The sequence below is a fragment of the Streptomyces abyssalis genome (assembly GCF_001751365.1).
Taxonomy (GTDB): Bacteria; Actinomycetota; Actinomycetes; order Streptomycetales; family Streptomycetaceae; genus Streptomyces; species Streptomyces abyssalis.
Window position 1 is genome coordinate 546480 of record NZ_LJGT01000040.1, and the last position, 24496, is coordinate 570975.

The 24496-nt window shown below is 72.1% G+C and carries 26 protein-coding genes; 13 read left to right on the forward strand and 13 right to left on the reverse strand.

From position 1 onward, the window contains the following. Positions 1 to 181 precede the first annotated feature (181 nt). A complete protein-coding gene (locus tag AN215_RS17260) occupies positions 182 to 874 on the forward strand; it encodes a TerB family tellurite resistance protein (protein WP_079123139.1) in 693 nt (230 codons plus the stop codon). 48 nt (positions 875 to 922) lie between these two features. Here the strand turns inward: AN215_RS17260 and AN215_RS17265 are convergent, their stop codons facing one another. Beyond that, positions 923 to 1732, reverse strand: coding sequence for a hypothetical protein (locus AN215_RS17265; protein WP_275521382.1), 810 nt, complete (start codon positions 1730 to 1732; stop codon positions 923 to 925). Positions 1733 to 2049: 317 nt separating this feature from the next. Here AN215_RS17265 and AN215_RS30880 point away from each other — a divergent pair, with 317 nt between their 5' ends. Beyond that, positions 2050 to 3285 carry a DedA family protein gene (locus AN215_RS30880; RefSeq protein ID WP_079132941.1) on the forward strand — a complete coding sequence of 412 codons (1236 nt, stop codon included), beginning with the start codon at positions 2050 to 2052 and terminating at the stop codon, positions 3283 to 3285. Here the strand turns inward: AN215_RS30880 and AN215_RS17275 are convergent. Both AN215_RS17275 and AN215_RS17280 read right to left on the reverse strand, forming a co-directional pair. Further along, positions 3253 to 3444, reverse strand: a complete 192-nt coding sequence (locus AN215_RS17275) for a DUF397 domain-containing protein (protein WP_070012049.1) — start codon at positions 3442 to 3444, stop codon at positions 3253 to 3255. The two genes, AN215_RS30880 and AN215_RS17275, sit on opposite strands and share 33 nt — an antisense overlap. Continuing rightward, a complete protein-coding gene (locus AN215_RS17280; RefSeq protein ID WP_070011587.1) occupies positions 3440 to 4291 on the reverse strand; it encodes a helix-turn-helix domain-containing protein in 852 nt (283 codons plus the stop codon). Before AN215_RS17280 ends, AN215_RS17275 begins: the two co-directional genes overlap by 5 nt. A 184-nt stretch (positions 4292 to 4475) precedes the next feature. Here AN215_RS17280 and AN215_RS17285 point away from each other — a divergent pair, with 184 nt between their 5' ends. Together AN215_RS17285 and AN215_RS17290 are read left to right on the forward strand one after the other, a co-directional pair. Then, on the forward strand, positions 4476 to 4748 hold the full coding sequence (locus tag AN215_RS17285; protein ID WP_338057930.1) for a hypothetical protein: 273 nt from the start codon (positions 4476 to 4478) through the stop codon (positions 4746 to 4748). Beyond that, complete coding sequence (locus AN215_RS17290; RefSeq protein ID WP_070031197.1) at positions 4745 to 4972, forward strand: hypothetical protein; 228 nt, start codon at positions 4745 to 4747, stop codon at positions 4970 to 4972. Before AN215_RS17285 ends, AN215_RS17290 begins: the two co-directional genes overlap by 4 nt. A 112-nt stretch (positions 4973 to 5084) precedes the next feature. On the opposite strand, the gene AN215_RS17295 is transcribed toward AN215_RS17290, so the two are convergent. Then, on the reverse strand, positions 5085 to 5810 hold the full coding sequence (locus AN215_RS17295; RefSeq protein WP_070011589.1) for a dienelactone hydrolase family protein: 726 nt from the start codon (positions 5808 to 5810) through the stop codon (positions 5085 to 5087). A gap of 400 nt (positions 5811 to 6210) precedes the next feature. Here AN215_RS17295 and AN215_RS17300 point away from each other — a divergent pair, with 400 nt between their 5' ends. Beyond that, entirely contained in the window at positions 6211 to 6681 is a 471-nt protein-coding gene (locus AN215_RS17300; RefSeq protein ID WP_070011590.1) for a hypothetical protein, read from the forward strand. A gap of 199 nt (positions 6682 to 6880) precedes the next feature. Continuing rightward, the gene (locus AN215_RS17305; protein WP_171904212.1) at positions 6881 to 7357 is read left to right on the forward strand and encodes a protease inhibitor I42 family protein; all 477 of its coding nucleotides are present in this window, start codon (positions 6881 to 6883) and stop codon (positions 7355 to 7357) included. A gap of 164 nt (positions 7358 to 7521) precedes the next feature. On the opposite strand, the gene AN215_RS17310 is transcribed toward AN215_RS17305, so the two are convergent. The 5 genes from AN215_RS17310 to AN215_RS17330 are packed head-to-tail and all read right to left on the reverse strand — an operon-like array spanning position 7522 to position 13102. Further along, positions 7522 to 8973 (reverse strand): FGGY-family carbohydrate kinase, encoded by a 1452-nt coding sequence (locus AN215_RS17310; protein WP_070011592.1) that lies wholly within the window; start codon positions 8971 to 8973, stop codon positions 7522 to 7524. Beyond that, positions 8970 to 10016: a 2-hydroxyacid dehydrogenase gene (locus AN215_RS17315; RefSeq protein ID WP_070011593.1), complete on the reverse strand. Its 1047-nt coding sequence runs from the start codon at positions 10014 to 10016 to the stop codon at positions 8970 to 8972. Before AN215_RS17315 ends, AN215_RS17310 begins: the two co-directional genes overlap by 4 nt. A gap of 40 nt (positions 10017 to 10056) precedes the next feature. Then, a complete protein-coding gene (locus AN215_RS17320) occupies positions 10057 to 10509 on the reverse strand; it encodes a ribose-5-phosphate isomerase (RefSeq protein ID WP_070011594.1) in 453 nt (150 codons plus the stop codon). Continuing rightward, a complete protein-coding gene (locus AN215_RS17325) occupies positions 10506 to 12404 on the reverse strand; it encodes a dihydroxyacetone kinase subunit DhaK (protein WP_070011595.1) in 1899 nt (632 codons plus the stop codon). The genes AN215_RS17320 and AN215_RS17325 overlap by 4 nt, the downstream gene beginning before the upstream one ends. Next, entirely contained in the window at positions 12404 to 13102 is a 699-nt protein-coding gene (locus tag AN215_RS17330; RefSeq protein WP_070011596.1) for an HAD family hydrolase, read from the reverse strand. The genes AN215_RS17325 and AN215_RS17330 overlap by 1 nt, the downstream gene beginning before the upstream one ends. A gap of 163 nt (positions 13103 to 13265) precedes the next feature. Between AN215_RS17330 and AN215_RS17335 the strand changes: the two genes are divergently transcribed. From AN215_RS17335 to AN215_RS17360, 6 genes are all read left to right on the forward strand, one after another. Next, entirely contained in the window at positions 13266 to 14060 is a 795-nt protein-coding gene (locus tag AN215_RS17335) for a DeoR/GlpR family DNA-binding transcription regulator (RefSeq protein ID WP_070011597.1), read from the forward strand. A gap of 188 nt (positions 14061 to 14248) precedes the next feature. Continuing rightward, positions 14249 to 15706 (forward strand): MFS transporter, encoded by a 1458-nt coding sequence (locus tag AN215_RS17340; protein ID WP_079123141.1) that lies wholly within the window; start codon positions 14249 to 14251, stop codon positions 15704 to 15706. A gap of 73 nt (positions 15707 to 15779) precedes the next feature. Then, entirely contained in the window at positions 15780 to 17339 is a 1560-nt protein-coding gene (locus tag AN215_RS17345; RefSeq protein WP_070011598.1) for an FGGY-family carbohydrate kinase, read from the forward strand. Then, on the forward strand, positions 17336 to 17944 hold the full coding sequence (locus AN215_RS17350) for a histidine phosphatase family protein (protein ID WP_079123142.1): 609 nt from the start codon (positions 17336 to 17338) through the stop codon (positions 17942 to 17944). The genes AN215_RS17345 and AN215_RS17350 overlap by 4 nt, the downstream gene beginning before the upstream one ends. Before the next feature lie 73 nt (positions 17945 to 18017). Beyond that, the gene (gene recO / locus AN215_RS17355; RefSeq protein ID WP_079123143.1) at positions 18018 to 18869 is read left to right on the forward strand and encodes a DNA repair protein RecO; all 852 of its coding nucleotides are present in this window, start codon (positions 18018 to 18020) and stop codon (positions 18867 to 18869) included. Positions 18870 to 18985: 116 nt separating this feature from the next. Beyond that, entirely contained in the window at positions 18986 to 19807 is an 822-nt protein-coding gene (locus tag AN215_RS17360; RefSeq protein WP_070011600.1) for an isoprenyl transferase, read from the forward strand. A gap of 76 nt (positions 19808 to 19883) precedes the next feature. On the opposite strand, the gene AN215_RS17365 is transcribed toward AN215_RS17360, so the two are convergent. Then, complete coding sequence (locus AN215_RS17365; protein WP_070011603.1) at positions 19884 to 20624, reverse strand: SDR family oxidoreductase; 741 nt, start codon at positions 20622 to 20624, stop codon at positions 19884 to 19886. Positions 20625 to 20812: 188 nt separating this feature from the next. Here AN215_RS17365 and AN215_RS17370 point away from each other — a divergent pair, with 188 nt between their 5' ends. Further along, complete coding sequence (locus AN215_RS17370; RefSeq protein WP_070011604.1) at positions 20813 to 22018, forward strand: low temperature requirement protein A; 1206 nt, start codon at positions 20813 to 20815, stop codon at positions 22016 to 22018. 81 nt (positions 22019 to 22099) lie between these two features. Here AN215_RS17370 and AN215_RS17375 read toward each other — a convergent pair whose 3' ends face one another. The 3 genes from AN215_RS17375 to AN215_RS17385 all read right to left on the reverse strand — a co-directional run bounded on the left by AN215_RS17375 (position 22100) and on the right by AN215_RS17385 (position 24432). Beyond that, positions 22100 to 22513, reverse strand: a complete 414-nt coding sequence (locus AN215_RS17375) for a Fur family transcriptional regulator (protein WP_070011606.1) — start codon at positions 22511 to 22513, stop codon at positions 22100 to 22102. A gap of 108 nt (positions 22514 to 22621) precedes the next feature. Continuing rightward, positions 22622 to 23644, reverse strand: coding sequence for a metal ABC transporter permease (locus AN215_RS17380; protein ID WP_079123144.1), 1023 nt, complete (start codon positions 23642 to 23644; stop codon positions 22622 to 22624). Further along, positions 23641 to 24432: a metal ABC transporter ATP-binding protein gene (locus AN215_RS17385; RefSeq protein WP_070011608.1), complete on the reverse strand. Its 792-nt coding sequence runs from the start codon at positions 24430 to 24432 to the stop codon at positions 23641 to 23643. Before AN215_RS17385 ends, AN215_RS17380 begins: the two co-directional genes overlap by 4 nt. Between the last annotated feature and the right edge of the window lie 64 nt (positions 24433 to 24496).

Genomic DNA, 24496 nt, shown 5'->3' on the forward strand with positions numbered 1-24496 from the left:
CGCGTCACCGCAGCGTTCCGCGGGCCTCACCCACTTACGGGTGAGGCCCGCGGCCGTTCCCCCTCCCGGCACGCGCCGTGCCGGCCGCGAATCGTCCGGAACGAGGTGCTGACGGCGCCCTTCCGCTGTGGTTAACATCACGCTCATCGGCAGCGTGGCCGAACCGTGACGGAGGTAGGGCGTGGGCGGCGCAGGATGTTCCCGTGACCAGCGAGGACAGGGTCCGGGAGGACGTCTGGCAGGTGTACGCACCAGCTGGCACACCGTGGACGACGGGGACTTCTTCTGCCCCGCCTGCGGCGGCGACCGCAGCTACCGCCGGCGCATCGGCAGGCGCCGTCTCGTACTGCTGGGGGTGCCGCTGCTCGCACGTGGCGAGGTCGCCCCGGTGCTCGAATGCGCCGCCTGCCACGGCCACTTCGGCACCGAAGCCCTCGACCACCCCACCACCCAGCGCCTCTCACTGCTGCTGCGCGACGCCGTCCACGCCATCGCGCTCACCGTGCTGACCGCCGGCGGCTGCGAGAGCCGCGCGGCCCGTGAGGCGGCCGTGCACACCGTGCGCAGCGCCGGCTACACGGGCTGTACGGAGGACCAGCTGCTGACGCTGCTGGCCGCGCTCTCCGCCGAGCGCGACGCCACGGCGGACAGCGTCTCCGCGGAGATCGAACTCCACGAGGCCCTGGCCCCGCTCGCACCCCACCTGGCCGCCGCGGGCCGCGAGTCCCTGCTGCTGCACGGGGCGCGTATCGCCCTGGCGGACGGCCCGTACTGCCCGCCGGAGCGCGAGGCGCTCGCGGCGGTCGGCCGGTCGCTGCGCATCGACGAGGCCGACGTCGACCGGCTGCTGACTCAAGCGCGTACGCCGCACTGAGCGCGAGCCGGGGCCCGGGGACCGCCGGGGCTCAGGGCCGAGCCGTCCTCAGCCTCGCAGTGCCGTGCGCAGGCGCAGCCCGTGGCGGCGGCGCAGCCGGTGCAGCTCCCAGGCGGCCAGTGCCGTCACGGTCACCGGTGCGCCCATCATGAAGGCGATCCGGGCGAGTGGCGGTACGTTCCCGTAGGCGCCCGTGGCGACGTCCATGATCGCCATCTCCCACACCAGGAGGGTGGCGAGGACCGGTGGCACGACCTCGTGAATGTCGGCCGTGCGGAAGACATGCACGAGCGAAAGCCCGATTCCGTAGATCGCGAAGCCGAGCGACCACAGGGCCAGCAACGAGATGACCACCTTGCCGGGGATACCCGTAAAGTCCCGGAAACTCTCGAACTCCGGCGCCATCGCCAGCGGAAACGTGAACATGGAGGCGACCACGGCCGCCACCGCGCCGAGCGGTCTGAGGGCCCGGCGCAGATAGGTCTGCCGCAGGCCGCTGCCGGCCGCGGCGCAGAAGGCGCCGACGACGACCGGGAACGTGCAGATCAGCACCAGCACGCTGATCCAGCTCTGGTTGAAGCGCTCGAAGACGACATCGGTCACCTTCCCCGCGTCGCTGATCGCGCTGTACGTGACCGTGAGCCACACCCAGGCTGCGAAACCCGCCACGGCGCGCCACAGTTGGAGCTTGCGAACCGTCGGGTCCTCGACGACACCGGGACGCGACGGACGGAAGACCGCCTGCGCCGCACGGAACGGGTCGAAGACGTACCGCAGGACTCCCGGTCGCCGTGCCGGGCGCGGCGGAGGCGTCGGCGGCCCCGGCGGATGCGGTCCCCAGCCGCCCTGCGGCGGCACGTTCGGACCGGGCCGGAGGCCCGGCTGCGGTAATCCCGGCCCGGGCCATCGGTTGCCCCCAGGGCCGCCCCCCGGTGCGCCGCCACCAGCTGTGCTCATGTCGTCATACCCCCGCCCCCGCCCCCCCCCGGCGGTCCGCCGGGCCCCACGTGATCCTAGCCACGCGCGCCCGCCCGTATGCCCCCGCAAGGACCAGAACGCTTCGTTCGCATCACCGGCCGGCCAGACGAACAGCCGGCTCAGCGCGTGGAACCGACAGCCCGTAGCGGCGAGTCTCAGTCTTCCGTCGACCGAACGGGAAAGCTGGGAAGGTGCCGATGCGCGGACTGCGTGCCCTGCCGGCGGGCGTGTGCGTCGTCGTCCTTGTCGTGCTGCTGTCGGGGGGATGGTTCGCCTTGGACGAACCGGCCGACGAAGAAGGCCGGTTGAAGGCCGCCGACGGCAGCGCACGCATCGCGCTGGACGACGGGCGGCAGGTCGAGCTGGCCTACGGGGCACGAGGCCTGGTCGAACGGCACCAGACCGTCCGCGGCGGCTCCTGGTCCGGACCCCGGCTGATCCACCGCAGCAAGGAGCACGACTGCACGAGCATCACCCTCGCCACCCACAAGGGCACCCTCGCGGCCGTCGCCGACTACGGCGAAGGCTGTCCGGCCGGAAGCCCCCCGGACGACTCGATCGCCGCCGTCACGACGGCGGACGATCTGGGCGACTGGGACGTCGACGTCACGGAGCGCTTCGACGGCTGGGAACAGGTGCGCTTCTCGTCGACCGGCGACCACGTCGAGTTCCGCCGACCCTCACTTGAGGACACAGCCACCCTCAAGTGGTGGCCCGTCTGGGGCTTCACCGGCACGTCCTCGACCCTGGACAAGGAGTCCGCAGAGAGAAACGCGAGTTGGACCGCCGATCTGATCGACACATGGGGCGGTCCGGGAGCGGGCTGGACCATCGCGCTGGAGAACCCCTTCACGCCGCTGCCCAGCGAAGTGACTCTGCCGCTGAGCGGGTTCGCCCTCAAACAAGGGGCACTTACTCCGGGCTCGGTGCTGCTGTGGACAACGCTCGGTTCGATCGTGAGAGCCGGAGTCCTCTACGGGATCGGCAGGCTTTTCGGCCGTGACCGCCTGCACGCGGTCTGGGCGAAACTGCCACTGGTCAAGGCGCGCCAACTGGTGCGCATCGAGGAGTGGTTCGCCAGGCACCGCACCGAGGCGGTCCTCCTCGGCCACATCGTGCCGATCGGCCGGACCCTCGTCTCCGTCCCTGCCGGAGTGGAGCGGATGCCCCTGCGGGTGTTCCTCGTACTGACCACGCTCGGCAGCCTGGTCTGGAACTCCGCCCTGATACTGGCCGGTCACCAGCTGGGAGAGAAGTGGACGCTGGTGGAGGGCTACGTCCAGATCCTCTCCGTGACCGTCCTGATCGCCGTCGCCGTCACCGTCGCGACGCAGGTGATCGCCGGGCTCGGGAGCCGGAGCCGGGCCGAGCGCCAGCCGAAGCTACCCGCTTCGGAGGCGTCAACTCCCGGTCTTCACCCGGCTGATGAATGACGACCAGGCGTCTGCGCCGAAGAGGAGGGCGGGGCCGTCGGGGGTCTTGCTGTCCCGTACGGGGACGACGTCGGTGAGACCGGCGGCGATTTCGACGCAGTTCCCGCCGTCGGGGTTGCTGTGACTGCTCTTGCGCCAGCGGGCGGTGCTCAAGTCAATCCGATTGCTTGTCACTTCGAAAGTCCTCTGCTGCTGCCTCGATCATGGCGAGGGACGCCATCGGTGGCAGTGCGACGGCCCTGAGCAGATCGTACGACCTCCGGTACTTCTGCACGAGGCGCGGATCATCGATGGTGTTCCCGCTGTATGTGGCCTCCGTGTAGACCATGGGCGGGGCATCGGCGAAGGTCATGATTGTGACGCCGCCGAGCATCAGCGGATGCACCCCGGAATTCCACGGGAGAACCTGTGGAATGAGCCGACGGCTCTTCCCCAACTCCGCGATGTGGTCCAACTGGTGGGCCATCTCCCGCCGGGGAAGAATGGGATGCCGTAGCAACGACTCATGGAGGACCACCCAGTACATCGGGGATTCCTCCTCATCGAAGAGACTGGAACGCGCCAGCCGGGCGTCGACTTTGAGGTCGATCTCTTCGGAGAACCCCAGCACCTGGGTACTTTCCAGCACCGTTCGCGCGTACGACTCTGTCTGCAAGAGCCCCGGGATAAGCGTGGGACACCACTCCTCGATGGTCTCCGCGCGCTTCTCCCCTTCGAGTACGGTCTCGAAATAGCTCGCGTGCCCGCTCCGCTTCGCCTTCCGTACGTCCTCGCACCTTCGCGCGAAGAACCCGTCCGTGCTCAGCACTTGGTCCACATGCTGTGCCAGATCGAGCGGCATGCGCCGCTCCCCGCGTTCGATCTCGCTGAGGTGGCTGGAGCCGTAGAAGCTGCCGTCGACCAGCTTCTGCTGCGTGAGTCCGGCCTGCTCCCGCTTCCAGCGCAACTCCTTGCCGTAGAAGGTCGGAAGGCTCGCAGAACCGTCGATGTCCTTGGGGCCGGGCATGGTTCACCGCCGTTGGTGCGCAGTTCTCGGTCGTTCCCGCCGGGACCGGCGGTTTCCCGCACTTCCACCGCGCCGCGTCTCGCTTCCGCACGTCGCGGCCGGGAGCCCGGAACACTGGCACGCTACGCGAAATGGCAGCACAGTGTGAGGTGTTCGTCACACACAGCATGGGAAGGTGCGGCACATGCACGGCACGTACGGCCACGACCTCGGCTGGGACCCCGGCCCCGTCGACGACCCCGGCAACGATCCGGACGACGTCCAGGACTGCGTGAGCGATCTCCGTGATGCCTTGGCGGCCCACGGCATCACGCTGCCTTCGGTCGGCGTCGAGCTGCCCGCCTTCGCAGCGAGGCCTCAACTGCCGCTGGTGGCGCTGGGCAACTGCAACGTCGACACCGCGCGCAGGCTCGCCGCCGTTCTCCGTACGGCATGGCGCGGCGAGGCGCAGCCGTGACGCCGACGTCGCGCGGCTGGCGCATCGACCGCGTCCCCGCCAAACCGGTGCGCCGCGCGGAGGACGGACGCGTCAGCGTCCCGCTGTGGCTGCTGCGCGACGGCGTCTACCACTCCGACCTCGACCTCCACCTCTCCCCGTCGGAGGCCGAATTGCTCCACGCCCAGCTCTCCCACGCCCTGGACGATGGCACGCCGGTGCCGCCTCAGTGGTCGGCTCCGTAAACCTTCGGGGCTGATCACGTTGCCCGTCCGGCAGAGATTTCTTCCTGGTGATCGGCGGTGTGCCGGTCGAGCCCGGCCAGTAGATCGTCCAGGTCGGAGGTGGTGAACCAGATCACTCCGTCACGGGCAGGCACTCGGCGAGCAGGTCGACGACATCGCGCCAGGCTCGCTGCGCGTGCCGCGGGTGGTGGCCGACGCCGGGGACCACGGGATGGTCGACCGGCGGGTGGTGGAAGGCGTGCAAGGCGCCGCCGTAGACCACGAGGCGCCAGTCGACGCCCGCGGCCTGCATCTCGGCGCTGAACGCGTCCCGCTGCGCGGGCGGCATGATCGGGTCTTCCGACCCGACCCCCGCCCACACCGGGCAGCAAATGCGCGCCGCCTCGCCCGGTCGGCCTGTGGTCAGTGCGTTCACTGTCCCGATCACGCGCAGGCTGACGCCGCCGCGCCCGAGTTCCAGCCCGATGGCGCCCCCGGTGCCGTAGCCGACGGCGGCGATCCGGTCGGGGTCGGTCCGCGGTTCGGCGCGCAACACGTCGAGCGCCGCATGGCCGATGCCCCGCATCCGGTCGGGGTCGGCGAGCAGCGGCATGCAACGGGCCAGCATCTCATCGGGGTCACCCAGATAGCGCCCGCCGTGAAGATCGAAGGCCAGCGCTACGTATCCCAGCTCGGCGAGAGCATCGGCCCGGCGGCGCTCGACGTCGCTGAGCCCCATGCCCTCTGGTCCGAGCAGCACCGCGGGCCGCCGGTCGACACCGTCGGGGAGCGCGAGGTGCCCGATCATCGTCAGACCGTCCGCCGGGTACTCGACCGTGCGCGTGGTAATCGTCGTCATGAGACTGGACCGTAATGATCGTCGGCTCCGGCCGGGCCGGGATTCGCCGCCGGCAGAACAGCGCGGGTGCCCTCTGAAATGCGGCGATGGCTCACAAGATCCGTCACAACCCCCGTTGCCACGGCGGCACCTGCCCAGGGGCCCACGCACGAGACAGGTTCCGGAGTCAATCCCCGAAGGATTTACGGGGCCGACCACCTATGGCCCCGGAGCGGCGGCCTGCCGGCCCGGCTGAGAATGGGGTCATGCGCAGCGCTCTGAACCGACTCGCCCTTCCCGTAGTGCAGTTGAGAACTCTCGCCGGCTGCGGGCTCACAGGGCACCGCGAGTTGGCGGTTGTCATCTGATCTCTGGTAAGCACGCTTTGATTACCAGAGCCCCGGGGGACGAGGATGCGGCAATGACACAGCAGCGCAGGGCGACGATGACCAAGTGGGCCCTGATCGTAGGCAACGTGACGTTCGGGCTGTTCCTCGCCGGCTACGCGCTGTTCGGCCTGGACGGGGTCGGCAGGACGTACCTCACCGGGGAGAAGACCACGGCGAAGGTGCAGAACTGCATCCCGCCCTCGAGCAGCAAGGGCTCGGACCGCTGCTCGGGCACCTGGAAGCTGGCCGGTGGCTCGCGTGGCACCGGCGAGATCGAGCTCGCCGAGGACGTGGACGAGGGCAAGGCCGTCGCGGTGCGGGCGACCAAGACCGTCGCCGTCAAGGCCGACGGCCAGGCAGTTCTCTGGGCGAGCGCCTCGGGCATCGCGGTCTTCAGCTTGGGGATCTTTTTTCTGCTGGTGGGGCCCTGGAAGGTGAGGCGACTGTTCGCCGGACGCGGCATCGATCAGCACGGGACACGAGACAGCAGAGTCCATTCATAAGGCACCGTCAGGCCGCGGTCCCAGCCGTTCCGCTCGGCGATCGCCGTCGCCGATGTGTCCGGCCACTGCTCGGGCCACGCCGGTTCGGCCCGCTGCGGCAGGAGTGCAGCGCAGCGATCCCCGCCGACTGCCGTTCCGTACCAGCCAGTTGCCGGCGACAAGGGTTCACGTGCCGGCCGCCGACTATGAAGTGAGCATCATGCGCAGCATCCCGACCCGGCTCGCCCTTCCTCTGCTGCTGATGAGTGCGCTCACCGGCTGCGGACCTACGGGCCCCACCACTTACGAGGTAGGTGAGAAGAAGGTGGAGGTGGACAGGGGCGAGGAGTTCACGCTCTCCGTCCCGGTCGACACCGCGATGGGGGAGTGGTGGCATCTGACGTCCCCGAAGCCGGACGCCGCAGTCGTCGACAGCATCGGAAAGGACGAGAAGCTCGACGGCGACGATGATGACGAGGTCGGCGGCAGCAGCGGAACTGATCTCTTCCAGTTCAAGGCCGTCGGTAAGGGCACGACGAAGATCCGCCTCATCGAGTGCCCCCGCGGCGCCTGCGCGGGCGGTGGCGGCGCCGGCGGAGCAGTCACCCCGTCCCCCGTTCCGAGTGGCAGCCCCGCACCCGACAAGAAGTACCGGGCCACTGTCCACATCTACACCGTGACTGTGAAGCAGCCATGAACACGCCGATGCCGACGCCGCGGCGAGACTGCTGCGCGGCGGCTGGAGGCTGTCGCGGAACTGCTCGCCCTCCGCAGCAGCTACCGCCACAGCAGAGGCTGAACTACCGTGCCGCAAGAGTCTGTTCCGAGACGACAGCATCGTGCTGCGTACTCGGAAGCGGGTCACCACAGCTCGCGCGCGCTCTCCAGCTGCGTCAGGTAGCGCGCGTAGCCGTCCTCGAAGTTCGACCGGTGCTCCATGCGCGGCAGCACGGCGCGGTCACCGTCCAGCCAGCCCGCCGTGTTGACCGGTTCGCCGAGCGCCCGGGCGGCCACGGCGGCCGCGCCGCGGCAGCCGACGGCGTGGTCCGAGGGCGGCAGGACGGGACGGGCCAGGGCGTCGGCGAAGACCTGGGTCCATTCGTCGGACCGGCTGCCGCCGCCGCAGATGGCCAGCCGTCCGTCGAGTCCCGCGGCCTCCATGCAGTGCCGGGCGGCGTACGCGACCGATTCGCACACCGCGCGGACGACGTCCGCCTCTTCGGTGGTGAACGTGACGCCGGTCAACTGGCCGCGGGCGCGCGGCGCGACGAACGGCGCGCGTTCGCCGGACTCGGCGAGGAACGGCAGCGCCGAGACCCCGCGGGCGCCCGGCGGGCTCTGCCGCAGCAGCCCCGCGACGTCGTCGGTGCTCAGCTTCAGAAGCCTCAGCAGCCAGTCGATGCTGGCGGTCCCGACCATCGCGGGCATCCCGCGTGACCACAGCGCGGGGTCCGCGGTGCACAGCCACATCCCGGCGGGCTCCTGGTCCGGCGCGGATGCGCCGATCGCCGGGCGGTCGGTGAGGACCTGGCAGGCGAGCGTGGTGCCGACGGTCAGCAGGCCGTCGCCCGGCTCGGTCAGGCCGCTGCCGAACAGGCTCGCCGGCAGGTCGAAGGGCCCGGCCGTCAGGGGCGTCCCCTCCGGCAGGTCCAGCAGCGCCGCACCCCGCGCGTCGAGGGACAGAAGCCGGCCGGACGGTGCCGGGTCCGCCAGCAGATGCCGCACGTCCCGCAGCCCGCAGGCGGCGATCGCGTCGTCGTCGTACCGCCCGGTCCGTACGTCCAGGAAGGGCATGGACGCGTCGGAGACGTCGACGGTGATCTCCCCGGTGAGCCGCTGTGCGACGGCGTCGACGCAGTATCCGGCGACCGCCGCCCTCTCCAGCGACTCCGGTTCCTCCTCGCGCAGCGTGGCCAGCAGCGGAGCGGGGCAGCCGGGGAAGACGGCCTGACCGGTCAGCCTGTGCACCTCGGCGGCGGTGCCGTCCTCCCACCAGCGCTCCACGAGGTCGTTGGCGCGGCCGTCGAGCCATGAAACCGGCGGCCGCACGGCCTCGCCTTCGGCGTCGCGCAGCCAGAGGCCGTCGCCCTGACCGGTGAGCGCCACGGCGTCGACCGTGCCCCCGTGCTCGGCGCCGACCCGGCGCACGACGGAGGTGACGGTGGCGAGGACCTCGTCCAGGTCCTGTTCCACGCGCTGCGGGCCGGGGTGGTTCAGACGGGAGGGCGCGTCGGCCTCGGCGACGGAGCGGCCCGCGTCGTCGAAGACTGCGGCCTTGGTGAGCGTCGTCCCGATGTCGACACCGATGATCATGCGCTGCCTCCGGTCACCTCGGGGTTCGCCAGGTGTGCGGGCGGCAGGCCGCGCACGTGCCGTGCGGCCTCTCCCGCCACGATGCGCGCGGCACGCTCGGCCGTCTGCCGGGTGGCCCCGGCCAGATGCGGAGTGGCGACGACGCCCGGCAGGCCGCGCAGCGCCCAGTCTGCCGGGGGCGGCTCGACGTCGTACACATCGAGTGCGACGGCCCGCAGCCGGCCGTCGCCGAGCGCCGCCGCGAGCGGCTCGTGGTCGAGCAGTTCCCCCCTGGCGGTGTTGACCAGGACTGCGCCACGGGGGAGGAGCGCCAGCCGCCGCGCGTCGATGAGGTGCCGGGTCTCGGGGGTGAGCCGGGCGTGCAGACTGACCACGGGGCTGGCGCGCAGCAGTTCGTCCAGGTCCACGAGTGTCACGCCGTCCTGCGCCAGGGCCTCGGCGTCGGCGTACGGGTCGCTGACCAGGACGCGGGCGCCGAAGGCCAGGAGCACGCGGGCGACTATGCGTCCGATCGCGCCGTAGCCGACGAGTCCGACGGTCGTGCCGGACAGTTCGAGACCGGCCTTGTCGTAGGCGTAGAGATCACCGCGCCAGCGGCCAGCGTGCAGCTCCGAGTCGGCGCCGGGGATGTGCCGCATCGCGGCGAGGATCATGCCCACGGCGTACTCGGCGGCCGCGCTCGCGTTCCTCCCCGGCGCGTAGCTGACGGCCACACCCGCACGCGTGGCCGCGGCGAGGTCCACGTTCACGGGGCCGCCCCGGCAGACCGCGACCAGCCGGAGGTCCGGTGCGGCGGCGAAGACCGCCTCGGTGAACGGCGCCATCTGCGTGAGGCAGACCTCCACGCCGTCGAGGGACTTGATCAGCGTCTCCTCGTCCCCGCTGGCTTCCCGTACGCCGCCGACCGGGCCGAACGGCTCGACGGGCCAGGGCAGGGTCAGGCGGCGCACGTCCAGGTCGACGGCGTCGCCGGCCTCGTCCCGTACGCATGTCTCCAGCAGCTCGGGGGACACGAAGTGGTCGCCCGCGGCAAGTACGCGCATGGTCGCTCCTGAGTGCTCGGTGCTCGTCGGTGGTGCCGGGTCAGCTCTGCTCGTACGCGCTGATGCGGGCGACCTTGGCGGCGCTGGGGGAGGCCGGGTCGAAGGTGTGGCCGAGCCATTCGCCGACCACGCGTTTGGCCAGTTCGGGCCCGATGACACGGGCGCCCATGGCGAGGACTTGGCAGTCGTTGGACTCCACCGAGCGTTCCACGGAGTAGGCGTCGTGGGCGACGGTGGCCCGGATTCCGGGCACCTTGTTGGCGCTGACGCACATGCCTATGCCGGTGCCGCAGACCAGCAGCGCGCGGTCGGCCTCGCCGCGGGCCACGGCCTCGGCGGCGGCGATCCCGAGCGGCGGGTACGGACGGTCGTCGTCCGGGACGTGCACGCCGTGGTCGTGCACCTCGGTGACCCGGGGGTCCTCCGAGAGCATCCGGCTCAGGATGTTCTTCAGTTCGAGACCGGCGTCGTCGGCCGCTACAGCGATTTTCAACGTTCCTCCACGTGGTGTGTGCCTGCACCGGTGCGGGCACCGGCCCGCCGGGCCAGGACCTGGGCGGCGGCGCCGAGCATGAGGGCCAGCGAGGTGGCACCGGCGTCCGGGTGGCCACGGCCGCGGGGGCCGAGCCGGGCTGCCCTGCCGCGGCGCGCCACGAGATCCGAGGTGGCCCGCGCGCCGCGGTCGGCTTCGTCTGCTGCGGCGGCCCACGCCTGGGCCAGCGTTGTGCCGCTGCCGCACTGCGCGAGAAGGCTGGCGCGGAACGGATCGAGGGCGTCGAGCAGAGTCTTCTCACCGACCTCCGCGCCGCCGAGTGCGCGTACCGCCTCGAAGGCGGAGTCGACCGAGGCCGCCACGGCGTCCAGGGTGACCGGCCCGGCGGCCGACCGGCCGAGGCCGGCGCCGATCTCGGTGAGCAGCACTCCGTACAGCGCGCCGGAGGCGCCTCCGGCGGCGTCGGAGAGGGCGGTGCCGGCGCGCAGCAGGTGACGGCCGACGCGTTGCGTGTCCGCGTCGGTGGCCCTGTCCGCATCCGCAGCGCCCCTGTCGACGGCGTCCGCGTCCGCAGCGCCCCTGTCCACGGCGTCCGCATCCGCAGCGCCCGTGTCCACGGCGTCCGGAGTCTCCTGATCCACCGCGCCGGCCTGCGCCGCCGCGACCGCGGCGCGAAGCCCCCGGACCATCCCCTGGCCGTGGTCGCCGTCACCGCACACCGCGTCGAGCCGGCCGAGCTCGTCCTCGTGTTCCCGTACGACCGCCAGGGCGGCGGCGAGCACCTCCGCGGCGACACCGCGCGGCGGCCCGACCGGGCCGTCCGGGGGCGCGGCCGGTGAGGGAACGTCGGCCGCGGTGGATCCACCGGCGTCGCCGCCCGCCGCCTCGCGGTCGCCGGGCGCTCCCGCGACCCGGGTGAAGCCGGGCGACTCGCAGGGGGCGTCGTAGAGCGCGGCGAGTTCGTCGTCGAGCACGATCACGGACAGCGAGATGCCTGCCATGTCGAGGGAGGTGACGAAGTCGCCGACCTCGGGCCGGTACGGGATCCGTCCCGCGGCGACGAGCCGGTCGTGGACGCGGCCGTAGCAGATGAGCAGGTCCTCCGGGGTGGTGCGGCCCAGCCCGTTGAGGAGAACGGAGACCCTGCGTCCCGGCGGCAGTTCGTCGAGCACGCGATCGACCAGCACGTCGGCGAGGTCACCGGGCGCGAGCGACGGTACGGTCTCGGCGCCCGCCTCTCCGTGGATGCCGAGCCCCAGCTCCATGGCACCGGATTCGACGGTGAACAGCGGCTCGTCGTGGCCGGGCAGTGTGCAGCCGGCGAAGGCGGCACCGTAGGTGCGGGTACGGGCGTTGGCGTGCCGGGCGAGGGCCTCGACCCGCTCCAGCGGGTACCCGCGGTGTGCGGCCGCCGCGGCGGTCTTGAACACGAAGAAGCCGCCGGCCACGCCGCGCCGCTCCTCGGGCCGGTCCGCGGGGCCGCTCGCCACGTCGTCGGTGACGAGCACCGTGCGCGAAGCGATGCCCTCGGCGGCCAGGCGGCGGGCCGCCAGTCCGAAGTGCATGACGTCGCCCGCGTAGTTGCCGAACGAGAACAGCACACCCGCGCCGCCGTCCACGGCGCGCGCGGTCCGGTAGACCTGTTCGGCGCTGGGGCTGGTGAAGACGTCGCCGATGGCGGCCGCGTCGGCGAGCCCGGGCCCGACCAGCCCCGCGAAGGCCGGGTAGTGGCCGCAGCCGCCGCCGATGACGACCCCGACCCGGCCCGGCTCGGGTGCGCTGCGGCTCATCACCCCGTACGCGCCGGGCACGGCACGGACCGTACGGCCGCGGGCGGCGACCAGCCCGCGTATCCAGTCGGACTTGAAGGTGGAGGCGTCACCGAGGGGCCGCATCAGGCCGTCCTCTCCGCGTCGCGGGCGGGGGCGAGCAGGCGGTCCAGCTGCCGGCCGACGTCGTCGAGGTCCGCCGCGCGGCCGGCCGCCAGGGCGAGCGCGTCGGACGGCGGGGGATACGTGGGGTTGGGCAGGGCGACCACGGTCATGCCGGCGGCGTGGGCGGCGCGTATGCCGTTGCCGGAGTCCTCCACGGCCGCGCAGTCCGCGCCGGTGAACCCGAGACGTCCGGCCGCTTCTGCGTAGACGTCGGGGTGCGGCTTGCCGCGGTCGACCTCCGCGCTGGAGACGGTGGCGGAGAAGCTTCCGGCGAGCCCGTGTCCGTGCAGGACGGCGTCGATGAGCCGGCGTGGCGCGGACGAGGCGAGCGCGATGGGTACGCGGCCGGCGACGGCGGCGACGAGCCGTCCGGCGCCGGGCAGCAGGTCCACGCGTCCGCTCTCGAAGTCCGCGACCATCCCGTCCACGACGCTCCGCTCGGTGCCCTCGGGGCCGCCGGCGGGACGGCCCGTCAGCCGCCACAGGTAGGCGGCCCACTCGGGAGCGCTCATCCCCTGCACGGAACGGGTGTCCTCGGGCGTCCAGGGCGTGTGGTGGGCTTCCGCGTAGCGGGTCCAGTTCTCCTCCCACAGGTGTTCGCTCTCGACGAGGACACCGTCCATGTCGAACACCACCGCCTGCAGCCGACCGTCCTGCATGGGGCACCTCTCCGCTGGTGTGGGCTGGCACGGGACGAGATCCCTCGTCCCGAACGTGAAATTAACATCCAGGATGTTATTTGACGAGTCCCCGGACGCCGTTCCCGGTGGCGGCCCCGCCCCGGCGGCCCCGCCGCGCGCCCTCGGTCGGCAGACTGTGTCCATGAGTTCTCGACGCCGTGCGGCACGGCCACAGGAGTCCCGCCAGCAGACGATCGCCGAGTACGTGGCGGAGAACGGCTCCGCGACGGCGAACGAACTGGCGGAACTGACCGGCGTCAGTGTGATGACCGTGCACCGGGATGTGGACGACCTGGCCAGGCGCGGTCTGCTGCGCAAGTTCCGGGGCGGCGTCTCCGCGCAGCCCTCCTCGGTCTTCGAGAGCGACGTGGAATACCGGCTCGGCGCGAGGCTGGAGCAGAAGCAGGCGATCGCCCGGTGCGCCACCGGGCTGGTGGAGCCCGGCACTTCCCTCCTGCTGGACGACTCCACCACCGCGCTTCAGCTCGCCCGGCGGCTGGAGCAGTTCACGCCCCTGACCGTGGTGACCAACTACCGGCGGGCCATCGACGAGTTGTGCGGTGTGACGGACATGCGGCTGATCGCTCTGGGCGGCGAGTACTCACGTACACACGACTCCTTCAACGGGCTGTCCTGCACCGAGGCGATCGCCAGGGTCCACGTCGACGTCGCGTTCGTGAGCACGTCGGCGATGAGCACGACCATGACGTTCCACCAGGAGCAGGAGATCGTCCAGGTCAAGCGGGCGATGCTGGCCTCGGCCTCCAAGCGGGTGCTGCTGATGGACTCGGGGAAGCTGGCGCGGACCGCCCTGCACCAGCTGGCTCCGCTCTCCGGCTACGACGACCTCGTGGTCGACGACGGCGCGGCACCGGAGGTGCTGGCGGAGCTCCGCGAGGCGGTGAGGGTGCACGTCGCGGAGACCGATCGCTCTTAACGTATTGCGTGTGAAAAAAACACGCTCTACGGTGCGTCCGGTGGAGGCAGACCGCGATCCGTTCGCGGGCGCCGCACACACCGAACTGCGCCAGGGTGCCCAGTGCCGGACGGGCACTGGCTCCCCGGCCGGCTGGTCCGGCAAGGACCACATCCGTCGCAGGGACCGCACCCGCACAGGGGAGACCCATGAACGAGCCGGAGACAACACAGGCCGCACTCGGCACAGCCCGCAGCACCGACACCGCACGGCAGCCCCGCAGTCCGGAGGGGCAGGACGGGCCGGACGCACCGGCAGCCGCGTCCGCGCCGGACGCCCCCGGCTACGTACCCCGCGGGATCGAACGCATCGGCATCCCCCGGCCGCTGGTGTGGGGATTCGTCGGCGTCTTCATCTACATGATCGGTGACGGCGTCGAGATCAGTTACCTCACCGACTATCTGCAGCAGCCCGACGGCGGCGGCCTCGCCGGCGGCCAGGCGTCCTTCGCCACGGTGACCGCCTACGGCATCGCCGTGATGATCGCGTCCTGGTTCTCCGGCACGCTCTCCGCGATCTGGGGCCCGCGCCGGGTGATGTGGCTCGGAGCGGCCTGGTGGGTCGTCTTCGAGATCGTCTTCCTCTTCTTCGCCATACCCAGCCAGAGCCTGGCGTTCATCGCGACGGTCTACGGGATACGCGGCTTCGCCTACCCGCTCTTCGCGTTCGCGTTCCTGGTGTGGGCACAGACGACCAGCCCGCAGCGGATGCGCGGATCGGTCGCCGGCTGGTTCTGGTTCGCCTTCACCGGCGGCCTGCCGACCCTCGGCGCGGGCGTCGCCGCGCTGGCCATCGGACCGCTGGGCATGAGCCTGCGGGACACCCTCGTGCTCTCCCTCGTCCTCGTCGCGATCGGCGGTGCCATCGGCTCCTTCGCCGTACGGGAACCCCAGGGGCTGCAGCCGATCGCCGACTCGTCGGTGACCGAGCCCCGCAGCTACCGCAGGCTGCTGGAGGGCGTGGACATCCTGTGGCGCGACAAGCGCACTCTCGCCGGCGGGCTGGTGCGCATCGTCAACACCGCACCGCAGTACGGCTTCTTCGCGATGTTCCCGTTCACCTTCGGCACGGCCGGGGACGCGGACGGCTTCCTCAGCATCGCCCAGCTCTCCACCCTCACCGCCATCACCTACGGCGCCAACATCGCCGCCAACCTCTTCTTCGGCGTCTTCGGCGACTACTTCGGCTGGCGCCGCACCGTCACCGTCTTCGGCTGTCTCGGCTGCGCGGTCGCCACGCCGCTGTGGTACTTCGTCTCGCTGGCCAGCGAGAGCTTCACCGTCGCCGTCGTGCTGGGCTGCGTCTACGGCGTGCTGCTCGCCGGCTTCGTACCGCTGTCCGCCCTGATGCCGTCGATGGTGCGGCACAAGGACAAGGGAGCGTCGCTCGCCGTGCTCAACTTCGGTGCGGGCGGGGCCGCGTTCGTCGGGCCGTTCCTGGTCACGGTCTTCTATCCGTTCGTCGGGGGCGGCGGCGTCGCGATCGTCTTCGGCGCGCTCTACCTCGTGGTCGCCGTCCTGTCGACCCGGCTGAAGGACCCCAGCGACCCCGGCGAGCAGCGCCGTGCCGCCGGCACCCCTGCGGCCGTCACCGGCAGCACGGCGTGACGGGGCTGCTCGGCACGGCCGGTCCCGGCGGTCCGCCGTCGCACCCGGCGCGCACCGTCCCCGGAGGCGGTTCGTGAGCTGCCCCGACGTATGGGTCGGCATCGACCTGGGCACCACGGGCGCCCGCGCCCTCGCGGCCGACCGCGAGGGCCGGGTGCTCGGCCGTGGCACGGTCCCGCTCACCAGCCACCGCGACGGCGTGCGGCACACCCAGTCGCCTGAGGAGTGGTGGACCGCCGCCGCGACCGCCTGCCGTCAGGCACTCCGGGATGTGCCGCCCGCCAGGATCGGCGGCGTGGCGGTCGACGCCACCTCCGGGACGGTCCTGCTGACCGGCGCCGGCGGTGAGGCGCTGACCCCGGGCCTGATGTACGACGACGGGCGCGCCGGACAGGAGGCGGCCGAAGCCGACGCCCGCGGCGGCGAGATCTGGCAGCGGCTGGGGTACGGGCGCATGCAGCGCTCCTGGGGCCTGCCGAAGCTGTGCCGGCTGCTGCGGGAGTACGGCCACGGGACGGGCGCCGGCACCCACCGCGCACGGCTCACACACCAGAACGACTACGTGAACCGGCGCCTTACCGGCCACGCGACCCCCACCGACAGCAGTCACGCCCTGAAGTCCGGCTTCGACCTGACCGAGGACGACTGGCCCTGGGAGGTGCTGGACGCCCTCGCGGTCCCGCCCGAGGTGCTGCCGGACGTGGTGGCTCCGGGCACCACCCTGGGCCTGGTCTGCGACGCCGCGTCGGAACGGACCGGTCTGCCGGCCGGGGCGAGGGTGACGGCGGGCATGACCGACGGCTGCGCGGCCCAGCTGGCCGTCGGCGCCACCGGTGCCGGGGACGTCAACTCGGTGCTCGGTACGACCGTCGTGGTCAAGGGCGTCAGTCCCCACCTGCCCCGGGATCCCGACGGGGCCGTCTACGCGCACCGCTCACCCACCGGACTCTGGCTGCCGGGCGGCGCCTCCAGCGCCGGCGGGCGCGCCCTGGAGACGGTCTTCCCCTCCGGGCGGTTCGCCGCCCTCGACGCGGCCGCGGAGCAGCACGGGCCCGCGGGCACCGTGGCCTACCCGCTGCCCGGCACGGGCGAGCGCTTCCCCTTCGCAGCACCCGCGGCGCACGGATTCCTGCTGGAGAACCCCGGTGCCCGGCTGGACGAGACAGAGCACTACCGCGCCCTGCTGGAAGGTGTGGCGTTCGTGGAACGCCTGGCACTGGACCGGCTGGACCTGCTCGGGGTGCCCACCGGCGGCGGCCTCACCCTGGGCGGAGGCGGCAGCGGCAGCCGCGTCTGGTCGGCGCTGCGCGCGGATGTACTCGGCCGGTCCGCGCGCGTCACGCGGGAGCACGGCTCGGCGTTCGGCATGGCCCTGCTCGCCGCGTCCCCCGGATTCGGTGAAGGTGCCGCGGGAGGGAGCGGCGCCGGGGGAGGGGGCGGTGGCGGAACCGGTGCCGAGGGCATCGCCGCCGCGAGCCGTGCGATGGTACGGACACGGGAGACCTTCGTACCCCGCGGACAGCACCAGGAGCCCCTGCTGCGGTCCTACCGGCGGCTCGTACGGGAGCTGGAGCGGCGCGGCTGGCTCCCGTCCGAACTGGCCGCGCACGCTGTGCGGAGGAGTCTCACGTGACGGAACTGGTGCTGGTGCGGCACGGCGAGACCGTGTGGCACGCGGAGAACCGATACGCGGGCAGCAGCGACGTGGAGCTGACCGAACGAGGCGCCGCGCAGGGCCGTGACCTCGCCCGGTGGGCGTCCCGGCAGGGCGAGTTCGCGGCGGTGCTCAGCTCACCGCTGCGCCGTTGCCGCCGGACCGCTGCGCCCGCCGCCGAAGCGGCCGGCCTCCCGTTGCGCTGCGAACCGCGCCTGCGGGAACTGCACTTCGGCGAGGGCGAGGGCATGACCAGGGCGGAGATGCGGCGGGCCTTCGGCGACCGGCTCGCGGCCTTCCACCGCGATCCCGCCGGATCGCCTCTGCCCGGTGGCGAGGACCCGGCCGCCGCCGCCGGCCGGGGCCTGGCGGCCCTGCACGACATCGCTGCCGCGCATCCGGACGGAACCGTGCTGGCCGTGTCGCACAACACCCTTATCCGGCTCGTGCTGTGCACGGTCCTCGGCATCCCGTTGTCCGAGTACCGGCGGACGTTCCCCGAACTCGCCAACACGGCACCGACGACCCTGCGCCTGCGCGAGGGCCGGTGGTCCCTGATCCGCTTCAACGCGCCGCTGTGCTGACGGCACCGCCGTGCTGCCGGGGCCGGCCGCCGTGCTTGGTGCCCGGACGCGGCCGTACGGGATACTGGCCCGCATGAGTCTGTTCCGCGACGACGGCATCGTGCTGCGCACCCAGAAGCTGGGTGAGGCGGACCGGATCATCACGCTGCTCACGCGCGGGCACGGCCGGGTGCGTGCGGTCGCGCGCGGGGTGCGGCGCACGAAGTCGAAGTTCGGGGCGCGGCTGGAGCCCTTCAGCCACGTCGATGTGCAGTTCTTCGCACGCGGCAGTGAACTGGTCGGCCGCGGGCTGCCGTTGTGCACCCAGACAGAGACCATCGCCCCGTACGGGCAGGGCATCGTCGCCGACTACGCGCGCTACACCGCCGGTACGGCCATGCTGGAGACCGCCGAGCGCTTCACCGACCACGAGGGCGAGCCCAACGTGCAGCAGTATCTGCTGCTGGTGGGCGGGCTGCGCACGCTGGCCGCCGGCGAGCACGCGTCCGGTCTGGTGCTGGACGCCTTCCTGCTGCGTTCGCTGGCCATGGGCGGTTACGCGCCGAGCTTCGACGACTGCGCCAAGTGCGGGCTGCACGGCCCCAACCGGTTCTTCTCCGTCGCCTCCGGAGGCGTGGTGTGCGGCGACTGCCGGGTGCCCGGCAGCGTCGTACCGTCCCCGGAGACGCTGCGGCTGCTCGGCGCGCTGCTCACGGGGGACTGGGAGACGGCCGACGCGAGCGAGGCCAGGCACGCGCGGGAGGGCACCGGGCTGGTGTCGGCGTATCTGCACTGGCACATGGAGCGCGGGCTGCGCTCGCTGCGCTACGTCGACCGCACGACGGGCTTCCCCCCGGGACCGCAGGCACAGGCACAGGCGCATTCGCAGTCCGGGCCGCAGCCGCCGGTGGAGCCGTCGGCCGAGCCGGAGGCCCGGCAGTCCTGACCGGCGTCCTGACCAGCAGGGGCGGACCGGCGTCGGCTACGCTCGCCCGTGTCCCGGCGCTCCCGGCGCTTCCCGCCCTGTGACGCCGACCCGTCCATCCCTGGAGCTGAACGACCATGGCACGCCGCGCAATGCTGCAGAGGCAGCGTCGCGAGTACGTCACGCCCGAGCCGCACCCCTCCGGCGAACGCCCGCCCGAGATCCCGCCGGAGCTGGTCCCCGGCCACGTGGCGTGCGTCATGGACGGCAACGGACGGTGGGCCAAGCAGCGGGGTCTGCCGCGTACGGAGGGGCACAAGGTCGGCGAGGGCGTCGTGCTCGACGTGCTCAAGGGCTGCCTGGAGATGGGCGTGAAGAACCTCTCCCTGTACGCCTTCTCCACGGAGAACTGGAAGCGTTCGCCGGAAGAGGTGCGCTTCCTGATGAACTTCAACCGTGACGTCATCCGGCGCCGCCGCGACGAGATGGACGAACTGGGCATCCGCATCCGCTGGGTGGGCCGGATGCCGAAGCTGTGGAAGTCGGTGGTGCGCGAGCTGCAGGTCGCGCAGGAGCAGACCGTCGCCAACGACGCGATGACGCTCTACTTCTGCGTCAACTACGGCGGGCGTGCCGAGATCGCGGACGCGGCGCAGGCGCTCGCCGAGGACGTGCGGGCCGGGAAGCTCGATCCGTCGAAGGTGAACGAGAAGACCCTCGCCAGGTACCTGTACTACCCGGACATGCCGGATGTGGACCTCTTCCTGCGTCCGTCCGGCGAGCAGCGCACGTCCAACTACCTGATCTGGCAGAGCGCTTACGCCGAGATGGTCTATCAGGACGTGCTGTGGCCGGACTTCGACCGCCGTGACCTGTGGCGGGCCTGTCTCGAATACGCCAAGCGCGACCGCCGCTTCGGCGGGGCACGAGGGAACGGCGGGGACGCGAAGAGCTCCTAGGGCGCGTCGCTGCGTCGCCTGCGGGCCTGCGGGCCTGCGTCGAGCGCGGGGCTTGCGGGGGCGCGCGGGGCCGACGTCAGCGTGCCCGGGAGAGCCAGTCGGTGTAGCTGGTGGGCGCGATGCGCGCGCCCGCCGGAGCAGTGAGGACGTCGCCCCGTACGGCGGCGAACATGCCGGCGGAGTCATCCGTGACGACAGACCGTCCGCCGCCCTTGGCCCTGATCGTGAGCCGCCCGAGTTCGTCGAGGGGATGGACTTCGGGGCCGGCGATCTCCAGTACGCCGCCCGCGGGAGCGCCGGCGGCGACTTCGGCGACGTAGTGCGAGACGTCGGCCGCGGCGACCGGCTGCAGGGGCGTCCGTGGCAGGCGGACGGTGCCGCCGTCGACGGTCCAGGACATCACCGCCTCGACGAACTCCATGAACTGCGTGGCGCGGACGATCGAGTAGGGGACCGGCCCGGCCTTGAGGGCATCCTCCTGGAGCACCTTGGCCCGGTAGTAGTCCAGCTCCGGAACCTGCTCCACGCCGACGATGGAGAGGATGACGAAGTGCCCGGTCCCGCTCTTCCCGCTCGCGGCGAGGAGGTTGTCCATCGAGGTCCGGAAGAAGGCGGACGACGCCTCGTCGAAGGTCGGGGAGTTCGTCAGATTGACGACGGTGTCCGCACCCGCGACGGCTGCTTCCAGGCCCTGTCCGGTGATGACGTCCACGCCCGTGGACAGGGAATGCGGTACGGCTTCGTGTCCGGCCGAGTTCAGGTCCGCCACGACCTGCGATCCGATCAGCCCGGTTCCACCGATCACTGCGACCTTCATGTGGTGACCCTCTCTCCCGGCGTCTCTGCCCGTCATGACTCCATGTAGTCATACGCGTACCGTGTGTGCACATCGGTCACGTCCTGACCCGTCGCCCCTCGCAGAGCGCGGCGTCCGGCGTCGTCGGAGGACGCCGTGTGAGCGGTCTGAGCGGCCGCGGTGTGCGGGACGCGCGGCAGGAGAGGCGGATGAGCGGAGACAGCACCGCGACGGAGCGGCCCCGGCGGCTGCGGCGGACGATGCGCGGGCGGGACCCGGGCGAGGAGCACCGGTCGGCGACCCCCCTGGAGCTCTTCTTCGACCTGACGTTCGTGGTCGCGGTGTCCCAGGCGGCGGCCCAGCTCCACCACGCCCTGGTCGAGGGGCATTTCGCCTCGGGCCTGGCCGGATATGCCGCGGTGTTCTTCGCGATCTGGTGGGCCTGGATGAACTTCACCTGGTTCGCCTCGGCGTACGACACGGACGACGTGCTCTACCGGCTGTTGACGCTGCTGCAGATGTCCGGGGTCCTCGTACTGGCCGCGGGGGTGCCCTCCGCGTTCAAGGACGGCGACTTCCTTCTCGTCGTGATCGGCTACGTCGTCATGCGCACCGCGATGGTCGCGCAATGGCTGCGGGCCGCCGCCGAACACCCCCAGGGCCGCAGCGGGGCGCTGCGCGTCGCGACCGGCATCGCCGTGGTCCAGTGCGGGTGGATCGCCAGGCTCTGGGCCCCGGGCGTCTGGGCGCCCGTCACCTTCGTGGTGCTGGTGGCGGCGGAGCTCGTCGTACCGGTATGGGCGCAGTACCGGGGGAAATCCGGCGGATGGCATCCCGGGCACATCGCCGAACGGTACGGCCTGTTCACGATCATCGTGCTCGGCGAGGTCATCTTCGGCGCCTTCGCGGGCATGCAGTCGGCCGTGACGGCTCACGGCCTGTCGGTCTCCGTCATGCTCGTCGCCGCCGGCGGCCTGCTCCTCGTGTTCGGCCTGTGGTGGATCTACTTCACCGGCCGTGAATCCGGGCTGGCCACCCTGCGCACCGCGATGGTCTGGGGTTACGGGCACTACGTGGCCTTCGCCGCGCTGGCGGCGCTCGGTGCCGGGCTGGAGGCGGCGCTGGACGCCGCCGAGCAGCACGGGGACCTGAGCGCCCGGGCCGCCGGCCTGGCCGTGGCGGTCCCTGTGGCGGTCGTCCTCGTCGCTCTGGGCCTGCTGCACCGGCTGACGGGCACCGGCACCGCCGGCCACGGCCTGCTAGTGGGGGGAGGGGCGCTCGCCGTGCTGGTACTCGGGGCCGGTGCGCCCGTGCTGGGCGTGGGCGGCGCGGTGCTGGGCATGGGGCTGGCCGTCGCCGCCACCCTGGCGGTCGACGTGGCCGCGTTCCGCCTCGGCGACGACCGGCCGGGGTGACCGGCAGGGCTTGCGCCCTCGCGCGGTCACTTCAGCGCGGTCCTTCAGCGCGGTCCGTCAGCGGCGTGACCAAGGGCGGCGTCACTTCGCGGCGGCGCACTCCCCGCACGTACCGAAGATCTCGACGGTGTGACCGACGTTCACGAAGCCGTGCTCCTCGGCGATGGAGTCGGCCCACTTCTCCACGGCCGGTCCCTCGACCTCGACGGCCTTGCCGCAGCGGCGGCACACCAGATGGTGATGGTGGTCGTCGCTGTGGCACCGGCGGTAGACCGATTCGCCCTCGTCGGTGCGCAGGACGTCGACCTCGCCGGCGTCGGCGAGGGACTGCAGCGTGCGGTAGACGGTGGTCAGCCCGACCGAGTCCCCGCGGTGCTTGAGCATGTCGTGGAGCTCCTGCGCACTGCGGAACTCCTCGACCTCAGCCAGTGCCGCCGAGACTGCGGCACGCTGCCGCGTCGACCGGCCGCGGACAGGGGGACCTGCGGTGGTCACGCTGTCTCCTTCGCTCGTCTCGCTCGCTCACTGAACCTGCCCGGTCATTGTGCCAGGCACTGCGGGTACGGGGCCCCACGCCCGGAAACCGGTGGCCGGGCGTGGGCACTACGCCGCGCCCTCGGCGCCCCTGCCGTCGCGGGCGGAGGCCTGGTCCCGGGAGGATGCTCCGTCCCCGTCCTGGGGCCTTGACCGGCCACCCGGCCGGGTCCCGCCGGCGACAGTCACCCCGTGGTCCGAGCCCAGGCCGCCCGAGCCCCCGTCGCCCGAGCCCCGGTGGTCCGGATCTCCTCGGTCGGGGTGCCCGTGCAGCGCCGCCCTTCGTTTCGCGAGCGGCGCCGCGAGGGCCGTCACCAGGGCGAACACAGCGATGGCCAGTACGACGATGCTGCCGCCGGGCGGCACGTCCGCGTAGTACGACATGGTGGTCCCCGACAGGGTCACGGCCACCCCGAAGATCACGGACAGCCCCAGCGTGGCGGCGAAGCCCCGCGTGACCTGCTGCGCGGCGGCCACGGGAATCACCATCAGCGCGCTCACCAGCAGCAGGCCGACCACCCGCATGGCGACGGTGACCGTCACCGCGGCGGTGACCGCGAGCAGCAGGTTCAGCAGCCGCACCGGGAGACCGGTGACGCGAGCGAACTCCTCGTCCTGGCAGACCGCGAACAGCTGCCGCCGCAGCCCCAGCGAGCAGGCCAGGACGAACGCCGACAGACAGACGATCGCGACCACGTCGGAGTCGGAGACGGTGGTGATCGAGCCGAACAGATATGTGGTGAGGCTGGCGTTGGAGCCGTTCGGGGCCAAGTTGATGATCATGACACCGCCCGCCAGGCCGCCGTAGAAGAGCATCGCGAGGGCGAGATCCCCGCGTGCCTTCCCGTACCAGCGGATCAGCTCCATCGTGACCGCGCCGAGCGAGGCGACGGCGATCGCCATCCACACCGGGCTGGTGCCCAGCAGGAAGCCGAGCGCGACGCCGGTGAGCGCGACGTGACCGATGCCGTCGCCCATGATCGCCTGGCGGCGCTGTACGAGGTAGATGCCCACGGCCGGCGCCGCGATGCCCACCAGCAGTGCGGCGAGCAGGGCGCGCTGCATGAACGGGTAGTGCAGCAGCTCGGTCATGCGTGCGTCCCGGGGTTGGCTTCGCTCACGGAGAGTCCGCTCTGGATGGCCGCGGCCGTTGCGGCGGCGTCGCGGGTGTCGTGCGGATGGCAGGCCAGGTCGTGCAGGCGTTCGGGGTCGGCGACGCTCTCGGCCAGCCCGTCGCGCATCAGCACCGCGCGGTCGATGAGCGGTGCGAGCGGGCCCGCCTCATGCAGGACGAGCAGTACGGACGTACCGCGTCCCACCTGCTCGCGCAGCGCCTCCGCCAGTACGTCCTGGGCAGCCAGGTCCACGCCGGCCAGGGGCTCGTCCATGATCAGCAGATCGGGTTCGGACGCCAGCGCCCGGGCGATCAGTACGCGCTGGTGCTGGCCGCCGGAGAGGGCGTTGACGGAGTCCTTGGCGCGGTGTCCGAGTCCGACGACGTCGAGGGCACGGGCGACGGCGGCCCTGTCCGCCCGGCCCAGCGGGCGCAGCCTCGTACGGGCCAGGCGGCCGGAGGAGACGACCTCCCGCACGGTGGCGGGCACGCCCGCGGCGGCCGTGGACCGCTGCGGCACGTAGCCGATGCGGCGCCAGTCGCGGAACCGGGCGAACGGGGTGCCGAACAGCTCCAGCTCGCCCCCGGAGAGCGGCACCTGACCGATGACGGTACGGATCGCCGTCGACTTCCCCGAGCCGTTGGCGCCGAGCAGGGCGACGACCTCGCCGCTGCCGACGGTCAGGTCGATGCCGCGCAGCACGGTGCGCGCCCCCAGTGAGGCGGTGGCGGCCCGGAGGGACATCACGGGCTGCGGTGCGGCCATGGGAGGGGCCTTTCCCTCGGTGGTCGGTGATGGGAGGAGCGGGGCGGAGCCGGGGAGTGCGGAG

Coding starts and splice junctions, on each gene's coding strand:
- AN215_RS17380 (WP_079123144.1), bottom strand. CDS start 23,644: ATGACCGAGCTGCTGCACTACCCGTTCATGCAGCGCGCCCTGCTCGCC.
- AN215_RS30880 (WP_079132941.1), top strand. CDS start 2,050: ATGCGCGGACTGCGTGCCCTGCCGGCGGGCGTGTGCGTCGTCGTCCTT.
- AN215_RS17370 (WP_070011604.1), top strand. CDS start 20,813: ATGAGCGGAGACAGCACCGCGACGGAGCGGCCCCGGCGGCTGCGGCGG.
- AN215_RS17385 (WP_070011608.1), bottom strand. CDS start 24,432: ATGGCCGCACCGCAGCCCGTGATGTCCCTCCGGGCCGCCACCGCCTCA.
- AN215_RS17285 (WP_338057930.1), top strand. CDS start 4,476: ATGCACGGCACGTACGGCCACGACCTCGGCTGGGACCCCGGCCCCGTC.
- AN215_RS17325 (WP_070011595.1), bottom strand. CDS start 12,404: ATGCGGCCCCTCGGTGACGCCTCCACCTTCAAGTCCGACTGGATACGC.
- recO (WP_079123143.1), top strand. CDS start 18,018: ATGAGTCTGTTCCGCGACGACGGCATCGTGCTGCGCACCCAGAAGCTG.
- AN215_RS17365 (WP_070011603.1), bottom strand. CDS start 20,624: ATGAAGGTCGCAGTGATCGGTGGAACCGGGCTGATCGGATCGCAGGTC.
- AN215_RS17360 (WP_070011600.1), top strand. CDS start 18,986: ATGGCACGCCGCGCAATGCTGCAGAGGCAGCGTCGCGAGTACGTCACG.
- AN215_RS17340 (WP_079123141.1), top strand. CDS start 14,249: ATGAACGAGCCGGAGACAACACAGGCCGCACTCGGCACAGCCCGCAGC.
- AN215_RS17310 (WP_070011592.1), bottom strand. CDS start 8,973: ATGATCATCGGTGTCGACATCGGGACGACGCTCACCAAGGCCGCAGTC.
- AN215_RS17315 (WP_070011593.1), bottom strand. CDS start 10,016: ATGCGCGTACTTGCCGCGGGCGACCACTTCGTGTCCCCCGAGCTGCTG.
- AN215_RS17300 (WP_070011590.1), top strand. CDS start 6,211: ATGACACAGCAGCGCAGGGCGACGATGACCAAGTGGGCCCTGATCGTA.
- AN215_RS17335 (WP_070011597.1), top strand. CDS start 13,266: ATGAGTTCTCGACGCCGTGCGGCACGGCCACAGGAGTCCCGCCAGCAG.
- AN215_RS17280 (WP_070011587.1), bottom strand. CDS start 4,291: ATGCCCGGCCCCAAGGACATCGACGGTTCTGCGAGCCTTCCGACCTTC.
- AN215_RS17330 (WP_070011596.1), bottom strand. CDS start 13,102: ATGCAGGACGGTCGGCTGCAGGCGGTGGTGTTCGACATGGACGGTGTC.
- AN215_RS17295 (WP_070011589.1), bottom strand. CDS start 5,810: ATGACGACGATTACCACGCGCACGGTCGAGTACCCGGCGGACGGTCTG.
- AN215_RS17305 (WP_171904212.1), top strand. CDS start 6,881: ATGCGCAGCATCCCGACCCGGCTCGCCCTTCCTCTGCTGCTGATGAGT.